The sequence below is a fragment of the Pseudochrobactrum sp. B5 genome, assembly GCF_001939785.1.
Taxonomy (GTDB): Bacteria; Pseudomonadota; Alphaproteobacteria; order Rhizobiales; family Rhizobiaceae; genus Pseudochrobactrum; species Pseudochrobactrum saccharolyticum.
Genome location: NZ_MOYL01000001.1, coordinates 1,321,525 through 1,334,932, shown reverse-complemented (window position 1 = coordinate 1,334,932; position 13,408 = coordinate 1,321,525). Strand labels below are relative to the sequence as shown.

At 52.8% G+C, this 13,408-nt stretch carries 15 protein-coding genes; 7 read left to right on the top strand and 8 right to left on the bottom strand.

The window, feature by feature from the left end; genetic code table 11:
* Nucleotides 1–178: 178 nt before the first annotated feature.
* Nucleotides 179–976 (bottom strand): SOS response-associated peptidase, encoded by a 798-nt coding sequence (locus tag BKD14_RS05945; RefSeq protein WP_075654609.1) that lies wholly within the window; start codon nt 974–976, stop codon nt 179–181.
* A gap of 91 nt (nt 977–1,067) precedes the next feature.
* Between BKD14_RS05945 and BKD14_RS05940 the strand changes: the two genes are divergently transcribed.
* The 4 genes from BKD14_RS05940 to BKD14_RS05925 all read left to right on the top strand — a co-directional run bounded on the left by BKD14_RS05940 (nt 1,068) and on the right by BKD14_RS05925 (nt 3,333).
* Entirely contained in the window at nt 1,068–1,493 is a 426-nt protein-coding gene (locus BKD14_RS05940) for an NUDIX domain-containing protein (RefSeq protein ID WP_075654608.1), read from the top strand.
* A gap of 57 nt (nt 1,494–1,550) precedes the next feature.
* Nucleotides 1,551–1,937: a TIGR02301 family protein gene (locus tag BKD14_RS05935; RefSeq protein WP_075654607.1), complete on the top strand. Its 387-nt coding sequence runs from the start codon at nt 1,551–1,553 to the stop codon at nt 1,935–1,937.
* A gap of 231 nt (nt 1,938–2,168) precedes the next feature.
* Nucleotides 2,169–2,426, top strand: coding sequence for a hypothetical protein (locus tag BKD14_RS05930; RefSeq protein WP_022712213.1), 258 nt, complete (start codon nt 2,169–2,171; stop codon nt 2,424–2,426).
* A gap of 103 nt (nt 2,427–2,529) precedes the next feature.
* Nucleotides 2,530–3,333 carry a hypothetical protein gene (locus BKD14_RS05925; RefSeq protein WP_245293561.1) on the top strand — a complete coding sequence of 268 codons (804 nt, stop codon included), beginning with the start codon at nt 2,530–2,532 and terminating at the stop codon, nt 3,331–3,333.
* A gap of 85 nt (nt 3,334–3,418) precedes the next feature.
* Here the strand turns inward: BKD14_RS05925 and BKD14_RS05920 are convergent, their stop codons facing one another.
* Nucleotides 3,419–4,753 (bottom strand): dihydroorotase, encoded by a 1,335-nt coding sequence (locus BKD14_RS05920; protein ID WP_075654606.1) that lies wholly within the window; start codon nt 4,751–4,753, stop codon nt 3,419–3,421.
* Nucleotides 4,754–4,882: 129 nt separating this feature from the next.
* Here BKD14_RS05920 and BKD14_RS05915 point away from each other — a divergent pair, with 129 nt between their 5' ends.
* Genes BKD14_RS05915 through BKD14_RS05905 form a run of 3 tightly spaced genes read left to right on the top strand, consistent with a single transcriptional unit; the run spans nt 4,883 to nt 7,414 of the window.
* Nucleotides 4,883–5,797 (top strand): folate-binding protein YgfZ, encoded by a 915-nt coding sequence (locus tag BKD14_RS05915; RefSeq protein WP_075654605.1) that lies wholly within the window; start codon nt 4,883–4,885, stop codon nt 5,795–5,797.
* Entirely contained in the window at nt 5,797–6,417 is a 621-nt protein-coding gene (locus BKD14_RS05910; RefSeq protein WP_075654604.1) for an HD family hydrolase, read from the top strand. Before BKD14_RS05915 ends, BKD14_RS05910 begins: the two co-directional genes overlap by 1 nt.
* Nucleotides 6,410–7,414 (top strand): NAD regulator, encoded by a 1,005-nt coding sequence (locus BKD14_RS05905; RefSeq protein ID WP_075654603.1) that lies wholly within the window; start codon nt 6,410–6,412, stop codon nt 7,412–7,414. The genes BKD14_RS05910 and BKD14_RS05905 overlap by 8 nt, the downstream gene beginning before the upstream one ends.
* Nucleotides 7,415–7,472: 58 nt before the next feature.
* On the opposite strand, the gene panB is transcribed toward BKD14_RS05905, so the two are convergent.
* The 6 genes from panB to nadA are packed head-to-tail and all read right to left on the bottom strand — an operon-like array spanning nt 7,473 to nt 13,116.
* Nucleotides 7,473–8,282 (bottom strand): 3-methyl-2-oxobutanoate hydroxymethyltransferase, encoded by an 810-nt coding sequence (gene panB, locus BKD14_RS05900; RefSeq protein WP_075654602.1) that lies wholly within the window; start codon nt 8,280–8,282, stop codon nt 7,473–7,475.
* A gap of 11 nt (nt 8,283–8,293) precedes the next feature.
* Complete coding sequence (locus BKD14_RS05895; protein ID WP_075654601.1) at nt 8,294–8,686, bottom strand: ASCH domain-containing protein; 393 nt, start codon at nt 8,684–8,686, stop codon at nt 8,294–8,296.
* Nucleotides 8,687–8,703: 17 nt separating this feature from the next.
* A complete protein-coding gene (panC, locus tag BKD14_RS05890) occupies nt 8,704–9,561 on the bottom strand; it encodes a pantoate--beta-alanine ligase (RefSeq protein WP_075654600.1) in 858 nt (285 codons plus the stop codon).
* Nucleotides 9,562–9,600: 39 nt separating this feature from the next.
* On the bottom strand, nt 9,601–10,464 hold the full coding sequence (nadC, locus tag BKD14_RS05885; RefSeq protein WP_075654599.1) for a carboxylating nicotinate-nucleotide diphosphorylase: 864 nt from the start codon (nt 10,462–10,464) through the stop codon (nt 9,601–9,603).
* A complete protein-coding gene (locus tag BKD14_RS05880) occupies nt 10,464–12,029 on the bottom strand; it encodes an L-aspartate oxidase (RefSeq protein WP_075654598.1) in 1,566 nt (521 codons plus the stop codon). Before BKD14_RS05880 ends, nadC begins: the two co-directional genes overlap by 1 nt.
* 10 nt (nt 12,030–12,039) lie before the next feature.
* Nucleotides 12,040–13,116, bottom strand: a complete 1,077-nt coding sequence (nadA, locus tag BKD14_RS05875; protein WP_075654816.1) for a quinolinate synthase NadA — start codon at nt 13,114–13,116, stop codon at nt 12,040–12,042.
* Between the last annotated feature and the right edge of the window lie 292 nt (nt 13,117–13,408).

Here is a 13,408-nt window from a genome sequence, read left to right as displayed (position 1 = left end):
ATCTTATCCGCAAACCGGCAACCACTTTTCGGGATGCAAACTTTACATCAACGCGCATCCTACCCGAAAACCGGCAACCACTTTTCGGGATGCAAACTTTACATCAACGCGCATCCTATCCGAAAACCGGCAACCACTTTTCGGGATGCGCTTTAGGTTATGTTTTTGAAAGAATTAATTAAAACATACTGAACTGGTCGTCATTGTCATCTGTTTTCTTTTTGACAGCAGGCTTTTTAGGTTTAGCCGGTTTTTTGACGACTGGTTCCTGAGAAACTGTCCGTTCTTCCACCACCTCATGCACATCTGTGCCAAAATAACGGGCATTATTGATCTTGTCAGAGACGGGAATCGCCTCAAAAAAATCATCCTGCACCGGTTTGAGCAAATGCTTCACATCCTTGGCACGGTTGCGTTTGCAATCCAGCCACTCCTGATAATCCTCAGGATGGATCACCAGCGGCAGGCGGTCATGAATATGCGATAATGCATGATTGGAAGCCGTCGTCAGAATGGCTGCCGTATCCATCTGCGAACCGTCACCGCTCACCCATGTTTCCATCAACGCACCAAAAGCAATGGTTCCGCCATGGCGCGGACGTATCCAATAAGCCTGTTTTCTGCCATCCCCAAGCTTACGCCATTCATAAAAACCACTCACCGGCAGCAAGCTACGCCGGTGCTCCATCGCTGTACGAAAAGACGGCTTTTCATGCGCGGTCTCGGAACGGGCATTGATCATCAGCGGAAAGTTCAGCGGGTCTTTTGTCCATGACGGCACAAAGCCCCAACGCACCAGCATTGCAATACGATCCGGCCGGTTGCTGCCGGGTGCCGGTGTTTCACCATTCATCACAATCATGATCGGTTGGGTCGGTGAAATATTATAGCGCGGCGGAAAGGCTTCATCGACAATCACGCCGAACTGCGCCTCCACCTCATCAATTGTTGCCAGTAATGCAAAACGTCCACACATAATGTTTGGTGTTGCGAGTTTTACCGTAAAGGTCAAGGTACCTGATAAACAAAGCTTGCAAATCTGCGGGCAGGTTTTTACCACTCATTCTATGATCCAGGACATTTCCCCTCACCCGCTCATCGCCCATGGTGCCTCCATCATCTGCCGCAAGGAGAACCGCTTCCTGCTGGTGAAACGCGGCAAGGAGCCACTCAAAGGTTCACTCGCTTTTCCGGGTGGCGGGGTTGAAGCCGGAGAAAATGCCGAACAGGCCGCACGACGTGAGCTCACAGAAGAAACCGGCTTGCACTGCAACCGCCTGCGGCTGGTTGATACAATTGATCTGTCTCAGGAAGGGCTTTACGGCAGGGTCTATAATCTTTGCATTTTCCGCGCATATGATCTGAGCGGACAGGAACAGGCCGGTGATGATGCTGTTTCGCTGCACTGGCTGACAGTTGAGGATATGCTGCAGCATATTGTGACCGTCAGCACCTTGGCATTTGCGCGCCGTATTCTGCAGGAAGAAGGCTGAACGCCTTGAAACAGCCTGATTACTGCACAATTTATAGTGAAGGCGCGGAGTATATGTATGACCAGATTTCTTGTTAGCTTCCTGTTGGTTACAGGATTTTCTGTTTCCGCTCTTTCCGCACAGGCACAAACACAGGAAATCAGCGGCCCGCCCTATGAAAGCCAGATGATCCAGCTGGCAGGCACCCTCGGCTCCCTCCACTATTTGAGCAATCTTTGCGGTGACAAAACCAGTCTCTGGCGCGATCAGATGAATGAACTGCTCACCGCTGAAAAAGCAGATGAAACGCGACGTAAAAATCTGGTTTCAGCTTTCAATAACAACTACCGCAGCTATGCTGATAATTACAGCCAATGTACCGATCAGGCGCTGAAAGCAATCGACCGGTTTAAATTGCAGGGTGAAAAGCTCTCTGAAGGACTGGTTGCCCATTACGGCAATTAACCAAAACTTCATTCATTGCAATAAAGGCGAAATCTGCCATTCACAAACCATCGCAATCTGTTAACAAGAGATTAAATTATTGATGGTGATGCATCGGCTGATGGTGTAAGAAACGGTCTTCAGATAGTCGTTTCTGCTCTGAATGGCTCTATGACAGCACTTTCTTTAGCTAAGTCCTGTCCGTCTTCTGCGATGCAGTGTCCAACGGCATAAAGCCAAGGTGATATTTTAATGAATCATGCTCCGACAGACCTCGATGAATTGATTGCCCATGAGAAAAAACAGGCGGCGATCGAATATCAGCATGAAGCCTGGGCTGACGGGATTTCAGAAGGCATTGAACCGGAAATTCTCGCAGAGGCTGCTTTTGCCAATGCATTGACCGAACTTCTGCGCAGCACAGGCGAAGATGCGGCGCTTGGCCTGCTCGATAAATTGCGCGAGCAGATCATTGCCGGTGAGTTTCTGCCCAACCGTATTTTGCAGTAATTCTGCAGTAATTTTCCGGCCACGGTCGGCATCCGTCATAATTTGTGCTACAAGATGCCGTAAACATTTATTTTGAATATATATTTCTCTTCCGGAGTTTCTGATGTTGCTTTCATCCCGCCACTGGCCGAGCAAACTCAGCTCAGACAAATTTCTGAGCACGTCTTTCCTCTCCGGTCTGGCTCTGGCCATGATTGCCGCATCAGTCTCAGTACCGGCCTCCGCCGGAACACTGAGCGGAAAACCACAAATTCTAGCATTGAGCGAAACACCTGCCGGTGAAGACGAAGAGGTCAATCCGGCGCAGGTGCCTTTACCGGGGCCGTTGCGTCAGGTGCCTACTGAAACCTACAGAGCGCCTGAATCCGGCGCAGCTTCTGAAAACGGCAGTCCGGAGCGCGACATTACCCGTCCGCATGTTTCACCGGAAGGTAAGATTCCGGAAGTCTCCTATGACTATTCCAAACTTCCGCAGGCTGTGCAGGACACCCGCAAGAAAATTCTCGATATTGCCAAAGCCGGAAAGATTGACGCGCTGAAACCATTGCTCGGTGACGGCGGCGAAACCAGCCCGATGCTTTCGCTCGGTGAATATGACGGCACACCGCTGGAATTTCTCAAAAGCCTTTCCGGCGACAGCAATGGTCAGGAATTGCTGGCCATTCTCGTAGATCTGCTCGAGTCCGGCTATGCGCATCTCGATGCCGGTACACCGAATGAAGTTTATGTCTGGCCGTATTTCTTCGCCTACCCGCTGGACAAGCTGGACGACCGGCAGATGGTTGAGCTGTATCAAATTGTGACTGCCGGTGATTTTGAAGAAATGAAGGGCGTCGGCGCCTATATTTTCTACCGTCTCGGCATTACGCCGGATGGCTCATGGAAATTTTTTGTAGCCGGCGACTGAACGGCTCATACAGTCTTATTAAAAAAGCCGCCTTTTCAGGCGGCTTTTTATTTTTTAATGCAATTTCTCGGCAAAGCCGCTCCCGTTAATTTCTTGGGAGCGCTTCGATAAACTCTACCGGTTCACCGAGTGCAGGATTAACGATCTCGCCTTCCCACATCACTTTATGACCACGCACGATAGTACCAACAGGCCAGCCGGTGACTGTCTTGCCATGATATGGTGTCCAGCCAGCCTTGGAGCCAGCCTGTTCATGAGTAATGGTTACGCTACGCTTCATATCAACAATCGTCAGATCCGCATCATAACCGACTGCAATGCGACCCTTACGGGACATGCCGAAAATGCGGTTCGGGCCATGTGATGACAGATCAACAAAGCGTTCCAGCGACAGGCGACCGGCATTAACATGATCGAGCATGATCGGCACCAGCGTCTGCACACCGGTCATGCCGGATGGTGATGCCGGATAAGGCTTCTGCTTTTCTTCCAGAGTATGTGGCGCATGGTCAGAACCGAGAACATCGACAACACCCTGCCCAATACCATGCCAGATACCATCGCGATGACGTGCATCGCGCACCGGCGGGTTCATCTGAATGAGATTGCCAAGTGTTTTGTAGTCTTCCGAAGACAGTGTCAGGTGATGCGGGGTCGCTTCACAGGTCGCCACATCTTTATAGTCTTTCAGAAATTCAATTTCTTCCGCAGTCGAAATATGCAGCACATGAATGCGCGCGCCGGTTTCGCGGGCAATACGCACCAGACGCTGGGTGCAGGTCAGTGCCGCAATCTCATCGCGCCAGACCGGATGGCTGGACGGATCGTTTTCAACACGCAGACCTTCACGTTCACGCAGGCGGAATTCATCTTCCGAGTGGAAAGCTGCGCGGCGGCGCGTATTGCGCAGAATGGAAGCCACACCTTCATCATCTTCCACCAGCAGATCGCCGGTTGAAGAGCCCATAAACACTTTGATACCCGCAGCACCCGGCAGGCGCTCCAGCTCAGCTACGTCTTTAGCATTGTCGCGTGTGCCGCCAACCCAGAAGGCGAAATCGCAATGCATGCGATGGGTTCCGCGTTTTACTTTGTCAGCCAACGCTTCCGGCGACGTGGTCAGCGGTTTGGTGTTCGGCATTTCGAAAACAGAGGTCACACCGCCAAGTACAGCTGCAAGCGAACCGGTCTGCAAATCTTCTTTATGCTCCAGACCCGGCTCGCGGAAATGCACCTGACTATCCACAACGCCCGGCAGAATATGCAGGCCGGTGCAGTTGATAACCTCGCCTGCGGCATTCTCTGACAGGGAACCGATAGCGGTAATGCGTCCGTTTTTAACGCCGATATCACGAACGGCACTGCCGTCATGATTGACGACCGTTGCGCCTTTGAAAATCGTATCGAATGTTGTGGTCATTCGCGGCTCTCCTGTCTTGCGATAACTCGCTGTTCCTGACTTGCGATTACTCGCAATGCGGCTTACGTAACAAAGCGATGAATATCAAGATAATTGCATCTGCACTGCTTTATAAACCGGAAAGTTGATATGACAACGACAGAACCTTTAACTCTGTTTACCGGACCAACCGGAAATCTCGACGACCGCACACAGATTCTCGTGCGTGGTTCCGATGCGGAAACATTTCTGCAATCCATTTTTACCGCCGATCTGCTCTCTCTCGAAAACGGCGTTCTGCGTGTTTCGGCATTGCTGAGTCCGCAGGGTAAAATCCAGTTCGATTTTCTGATCTCGCGTAGTGAGGACGGCTTCCGCATTGATATTGCGAAGGATGTGGCAGAGGTTTTTTCCAAGCGTCTCACGCTTTATCGGCTACGTGCCAAAGCGGAAATTATCGTTTTAAATGAATCAATTATCAGACTGAGCTGGAAAACTGATTCAGGCAGTTCAGAAAGTGATTCAATTAGCCTTGAGAGCTATCAGACCGTGCGCGATGAGCGTTTCCCTGAAGAAGCGAATGTCCTGCGTCATTATGCTGAGAGCGGCAGCGCCTCCCCCGCCACGCAATCTGATCGCGATGCATGGGCAACTTTGCGTATTCACTATGGCATTGCCGAAGGCGGTGCGGATTTCATCATGAATGATGTTTTCCCGCATGATATTAATTTCGAGCAATTCAGCGGTGTATCCTTCAAGAAGGGCTGCTTCGTCGGACAGGAAGTCGTGTCCCGCATGCAACATCGCGGCACTGCACGACGCCGGATTTTGCAGGTGACGGCGCTGGCCGATCTGCCCGCATCAGACACGCCGATTACTGCCGGTGGCAAAGAGGTTGGCACCTTGCGCAGTGTCAACGGCAGCAACGCGCTCGCTCTGGTTCGCATCGACCGCGTTAAAGACGCGCTCGATAAAAACATTCCGCTGCTCGCCGGTGAAACAGAGGTCAGCCTGACAATTCCTGCCTATGCTAAATTCACCTTCCCCGAAGGAGCGGCAGACTGATGGCAGTATCCGGCGGTGCCAAAACAAAACCGGTTCGGGCATGGCAGCGTATGTTGTCAGGCCGCAGGCTGGATTTGCTTGATCCATCACCGCTGGATATTGAAATCAGTGATATTGCCCATGGGCTGGCGCGTGTTGCCCGCTGGAACGGCCAGACCCGTGGTGATCATGCTTATTCTGTGGCGCAGCATTCGCTGCTGGTGGAACAGATTTTCCGTGAGCAAAATCCGGCTGCTCCTTTGCAGCATCAGCTGCTGGCCTTGCTGCATGATGCGCCGGAATATGTGATCGGCGACATGATCTCGCCCTTCAAAGCCGTGATGGGCGGTGCCTATAAACAGATTGAAGCGCGGTTGGAAACAGCCATTCATCTGCGCTTTTCCCTGCCTGCGACCGTGCCTGCAGTTTTAAAAAAAGCGATTAAGAAAGCTGACATTGTTTCCGCTTATTTTGAAGCAACAGAGCTGGCTGGTTTCAGCACGGCAGAGGCTGCAGAGTTTTTTGGTCGTCCGCGTGGTTTCCATGCCGGTCACTTTGATTTATCACCACGGCCAACCGCAGAGATAGAACAGGCTTTTATCAACCGATTCAACGCATTGGAGACACAAATTCATGGCTGATGTTTCCGCTGTCGTTGAGGTGGGTTTGAGTGCTGCAGTTGTTACAATCAACAATAACCGTCCGGTTATCCTCTGCTCTGACGACCATGAAATGCCCGCAGCACACGAAATGTCTGCCGCGCTTTCGCTCCCTTACGGGCGGTTTGATCCGCTGAAACACCGCACATTAGAAATGGGTTTGCGGCTATGGGTGGAAGCGCAAACGGCCTTGCGCCTCGGCTATGTAGAGCAACTTTATACATTCGGCGACCGTGGCCGTGCCAAATCTGCCATGCCGACCGATGATACCCATGTGATTTCTGTCGGCTATCTGGCACTGACACGTCAGAATGGCGAGCAGCCGGAAAATGACTGGCAATATTGGTATGATTTTTTGCCTTGGGAAGACTGGCGCAGCGGTAAGCCGCCACTCATCGACCAGCTTATTATCCCCGCCTTACGTGAGTGGGCGCAGAGCGACAAGCGCAGCCATCCGGCCTATGATCTGCATCAGTTACCGCGCCTGACACGTCTGCGCCTTGCTTTTGGCACCGATGGTATCCAATGGGATGAAGAGCGCGTGCTGGAACGCTACGAACTGCTTTATGAAGCCGGTCTGGTGCGGGAAGCAACTATTGACGGCACAGTCAGCCCGAGCGCACAGCTGGACGAATTGCAACGCCATACCGGCAAAGCCATGGTGTTCGACCATCGCCGCATTCTCGCAACCGCAATTGCCCGCCTGCGTGCCAAGCTGAAATACCGTCCGGTAATCTTTGAGCTGATGCCCGATTGCTTCACCCTCACGGCCTTGCAAGAAACTGTTGAAGCGATCTCCGGCCGTCATCTGCATAAGCAGAATTTCCGCCGTCTGGTGGAAAATGCCGAGCTGGTTGAGCCGACCGGTGCCAGCCTCAGCCAGCAACGCGGAAGACCGGCCGCACTCTACCGTTTCCGCCGTGCGGTTCTGGAAGAGCGCCCAGCACCGGGCTTAAAGGTAACGCTGTCTCAGCGATAAACTTTAGTATTTCGCATTATCCTACGCAAAACCGCTACACACTTTTGCTGGAAATGCTCTAGCGATAAATATGCCGCTCATCAGGAAAGCTGCGGCTTTTCACATCTTCCGCGTAAGTCTTCACCGCCTCGTCAATAGCTGCACCAATGGCACCGTATTGGCGGACAAATTTGGCAGGCTTGTCGTTGAGGCCAAGCATATCTTCCAGCACCAGAATTTGCCCGTCGCACTCCGCTGATGCGCCGATCCCAATGGTCGGCACAGCAACCTGTGCGGTAATTTCACGTGCCAGCGGCTCGACAATACCCTCCAGCACAATGCCGAAAGCACCGGCATCTGCAACCGCCTGCGCATCCTGCTTAATCAAATCCCACAGCGCCTGATCGCGCCCCTGCACTTTATAACCGCCCATCACATGCACGGCTTGCGGGGTAAGACCGATATGCGCCAGCACCGGAATGCCGCGTTTGGTCAAAAAACTGATCGTTTCAGCCATCTGCACGCCGCCCTCAAGCTTGACCGCACCACAGCCGGTTTCCGCCATGATCCGCGCCGCATTACGGAACGCAACTTGCGGACTCTCCTCATAGGAGCCGAATGGCATATCCACCACGACCAGCGCACGGGATGAGCCGCGCATCACCGCCTGCCCGTGCATAATCATCATTTCCAGAGACACACCAATGGTCGACTCCATGCCATGCATCACCATGCCGACACTGTCACCCACCAGCATAAAATCCGCATAGCGATCGACAATTGCAGCTGTATGAGCATGATAGGCCGTGAGAGAGACCAGCGGCACACCGCCTTTGCGGGCGCGGATTTCCGGCACCGTGATACGGCGGATTTGTTTCTGAACACTCATGGCTCTCTCCCTTACTCTTCCTGCTCAAGCGTGCCGGACGTCAACAACACATCGTCCAACTCAACCTGATAAATACCTCTGGCTGCGATCACCTTCTGATCACATAATACCGGACGTATATTTGTCAGCTCCCACGCCAGCCAACCGTCCTCATAGTAAGAAGCGCGGGCCGCAGTGATGTCCGTTCGCTCGAATGTCCGCACAGCCTTCACTCGCACTAAAGCAACAGCATGCCCATCCGGATCTTCTTCACTGTCCTGACGAAGATAATGCCGGTTTTCGATAATCAGCAGATCCTCATCCGGTGTGATATCCGGATACCAGCGGCGGACTTCCAGTGTTTTCTCGCCACGCGCAATAAGAATTCCGGAAGGTGCAACCACAGACAGAGCTTTGATTTTCAAGGCACTCTCACTAAGTTTTAAAAGCGCAGCACATGCTGGTCAATCAGGCGGGTTTTGCCAAAACGCACAGTCAGCAGCAACACTGCCGGTGCGGTGAGCTGCTCCGCTGTTTCAGCCAGTGTTTCTGCATCGCGGATATCCACGGCTTCGATCTCACCACGCGGTTCCTGCTGCAACTTATCGACAACAGCTTGGCGTAATGCAGCAAGTGAGCGCTCGCCCTGATCTACAAGTGTCTGAGCCAGTTGCATCGCCTGCGGCAGGATAACAGCCGCAGCACGGTCTTCCGCACTCAAAAGACTGTTGCGTGATGAACAGGCCAGCCCATCCGGTTCACGTACGGTCGGCACACCGATTACATCCACCGGCTGATTGAGATCAGTCACCATACGCTTGATAACAGCGAGCTGTTGGTAGTCTTTCTCGCCGAAGAAAGCCTTATCCGGCTGCACAATATTAAACAGCTTACTGACGACCGTGGCTACACCACGGAAATGATGTGGTCGCAATGCTCCCATCAGAATGGAAGAAAGCTCCCCCGCATCAACATAAGTAGAGGTTTTGCCGCTACCCTCCGGATACATCTCATTCACATCCGGCGCAAAAACATAATCACAGCCCTGCTCTTCCAGCAGTTTCAGATCACGGGGCAGATCACGCGGATATTGTGCCAGATCTTCATTGGGTGCGAATTGTGTGGGATTGACGAAAATCGACACCACAGACACATCGCAATGCTGCTGGCTGTTTTTGACCAATGTGAGATGGCCGACATGCAGGTAGCCCATCGTCGGCACAAAGCCGATGCTCTTGCTACGGCTACGCTCGGCTCTCAAAGCCGTGCGTAAATCTGCAATTGTGCGGATCAGTTGCATATCATCATCCCCTGAAAAACCAGTGCGCACTCTATCTCATCAAGTGATGATAATATCCAGCCCGACATCAAGCGTCGGTGCAGACATTGTGATTTTCGAGGTTGAGATATAATCAACGCCTGTCTCAGCAACGGCTTTCACGGTGTCGAAATTAATATTGCCCGACGCCTCAAGTTTTGCGCGTCCGGCATTAATTTCTACAGCCTTAACAAGGGTTTCCGGCGGCATATTATCAAGAAGAATCACATCCGCCTGCACAGACAGCGCCTCTGCCATCTGTTCCAGCGTATCGACTTCAACTTCGATCTTCACCAGATGTCCGACAAAGCTGCGTGCGGCTTCAATCGCTTGCTTAACCCCGCCAGCAACGGCAATGTGGTTGTCTTTAATCAGCACCGCATCGTCGAGGCCAAAACGGTGATTGGCACCGCCGCCGCATCGCACCGCATATTTGGCAAATGAGCGCATACCGGGCATGGTTTTGCGCGTGTCGCAGATTTTCGCCTGTGTATGGGCAATTTTGTCCGCGAAACGTGCCGTGTAAGTCGCAATGCCGGACAGAACCATCAGGTAATTGAGCGCCACACGTTCAGCCGACAAAATAGAACGGGCATTGCCGCTGATACGGGCGATCTCCTGTCCGGCTTTGATGCGGGCTGCATCAGTAACAGCGACCGAAACCTCCAAAGACGGATCAATCTGTGCGAAAGCGGCACGCACAAAATCCAGACCGGCAAGGACACCATCCTCACGGCTGGTCAGTATTGCTGTTGCCTGTTTTTCAGGAGCAATCGTGGCATGGCTGGTAATATCTCCGGCACGTCCCAGATCTTCGAGCAAGGCATTGCGCACAGCCTCTTCAACCAGCGGACGCGGCAGAACAGAAGGATAAGCAGTTTTCATCAGGCAGTTTCCGCTAATTTTTGATAAGTCTCTTGGGCATCTTGCAAAGTCATCATCGAGCGATGTTGCCAGATGACCGAGCTTTCAGGATAGTCGCTACGATAATGACCGCCACGACTTTCCTTGCGAGCCAAAGCCGATACGGCCAAAACTTCGGCAGTCGCCAGGCAATTGGCGAATAGCGGATCATGATTATCCTGTGCCAGTTGCCGGATTTGTTGCAGCCCCTGCAACATCTGATCCTGCCTGCGGATAACGCCGAAGCTGCGGCTCATAACAGCGCGCAATTGCTGCATGGCCGCAGTGCAATCCTGTTTATTCGCAGCAGGCAGAACCTGCACAACGGATTGCGATGCACATTCCTCCTGCGGCACTTGCCTGATCGCATCGGCTACCCGCGCGCCAAACACCACTGCCTCAAGCAGAGAATTGGATGCCAAGCGATTGGCACCATGTGCGCCGGTAGAAGCCGCCTCACCACAAGCCCACAGCCCTTTAACCGTCGTGCGGCCATCCATATCCGTGAGAATACCTCCCATAAAATAATGGGCGGCGGGCACAACGGGGATGAGGTCATGCGCCGGATCGATGCCGACCGCCTGACAATAAGCATAAACAGTCGGGAATTCCTGCGCAAAACTCTCTCCGATTGCCTTGGTGCAATCGAGATAAGCACCGCGACCGCTCATCACCTCCTCATAAATACCGCGTGCGACCACATCGCGCGGCGCCATTTCCGCAGCTGGATCGTGACGCAGCATAAAGCGTTCACCGGCTTTATTGACGAGATGCGCGCCGTGACCACGCAGAGCCTCGGTTGCCAGAGGTGCCGGATCGGCCTTCACATCCAGCGCTGTCGGGTGAAACTGCACAAATTCCATATCCGCCAAAAGCGCACCGGCCTGTGCCGCCATGCCAATACCGGAACCGCTGGCCTCAGCCGGATTGGTGGTCACCTGATAGAGATGACCGATACCGCCACTGGCAATTACCACCTGACGGGCAGGTAAAATCTGGTCGGAACCATCTGTATGGCGGATGATCAGGCCGCTAATGCCATCAGCATTTGAGATCAGCTGATAGGCCGAAGCATTTTCGATCAGCGTAACCGATGGTGTTTCCCGCACTTTGGTAACCAGTGCCTGCATGATTGCACGGCCAGCCATATCGCCACGCACGCGCACGATACGGTTATGGCTATGTGCCGCCTCACGCGACACTTGCAAATGACCGGCCAGATCGTGGTCAAACGGCACGCCGAGTTCGAGAAGATCATGCACACGATCTGAGGCCGAAGAGGCCATCATGCGGATAACATCCTCATCCACAATACCGTCACCGGCGATCAGCGTATCCATTACATGGCTTTCCACTGTATCATCGGATGACACAGCCGCAGCAATACCGGCCTGCGCCCATGCGGAAGATGCGCCCTGCCCGATGGGCGCAGCGGCTATCACCGTGACAGGCACAGGACTGAGCTGCAGGGCGCAAAACAGCCCTGCCAGCCCGCCGCCGACAATTATAATCTGACTGGGTATAATCTGATTGGGTTTCGTGCTCATCGTCACGCCGTCAGTTTTTCAGATTGATCATGCGTTCAACAGCCTGCCCCGCTTTGACAGCCATTGTTGCGTCGACAAAAACCTCACCACTCATATTCACCAGCGTGTCGAGAATTTTCGGCAGAGTAATGCGCTTCATATGCGGGCAGAGATTGCACGGTTTAACGAATTCCACTTCCGGCACTTCCGCGGCAATATTGGAAGCCATCGAGCATTCGGTCACCAGCATCACCTTGGCCGGACGATTGTCGCGCACATAGTCAATCATACCTTTGGTGGAACCGGCAAAATCAGCCACCGCCACCACTTCCGGCGGGCACTCCGGATGGGCAACAATCTGCACCGACGGATCAGCAGCGCGGTACGCCAGCAGTTCCTCTGCCGTAAAGCGCTCATGCACCTCGCAACGGCCTTTCCATGTCAGCACTTTCACCGAAGTCTGCGCCGCCACATTCTGCGCCAGAAATTCATCGGGAATGCAGAGCACGCGGTCAACTCCGAAGCTCTCCACCACCTGCACAGCATTGGCAGAGGTGCAGCAAATATCGCTCTCGGCCTTCACATCAGCAGAGGTGTTGACATAGGTGACAATCGGCACACCCGGATAGGTCTCGCGCAGCAGACGCACATCGGCACCGGTAATGGATTCCGCCAGCGAACAACCTGCCTTCATATCCGGTATCAGCACGGTCTTTTCAGGACTGAGCAGTTTTGAGGTTTCCGCCATGAAATGCACGCCGCACTGTACGATAATATCAGCATCGACACGGGCAGCCTCACGCGCCAGCTGCAAGCTGTCGCCGACAATATCCGCCACACAATGGAAAATTTCCGGTGTCTGATAATTATGGGCAAGGATAACGGCGTTGCGTTGTTTTTTGATACGATTAATCGCCGCCACATAAGGCGCATAAGCAGGCCATTCGATGCGCGGAATATGATGCGCCACGCGCTGATAGAGATGCTCGGTTTCTGCAGCGATCTCCGGTGTATAGTCCAGAGACGGCATTTCCAAAACGCCAAAACGTTCTGCCGCGCTACGGATTTCACCTTTATTCAGGTTCTCTTTGGTGGTGGCTGTCGTCATAATCTGCCTCATAAAGCAGCTCTAAAGCTGCCCTCTCCTTTTCCCCTTAACCGCCATTCGATCACTTATACTCAAAGTGAGTATAAAGATTTGAAAAATAAAAGCGGTCATTTCCTATGACGCAGTTTCGGACGCATCGAAGCGGGATTAGAAATCAATCCGGCGAATTGATTTCCCCGCGAAGGCGTAAACACTTTTCCTGAAACTGCTCAATACCGTGGCGCGAATCTTTATGCCTATTACAGTTTCATGACAAGAAATTATTTTGCTCAAAGTGAGTAAAATTAATCAT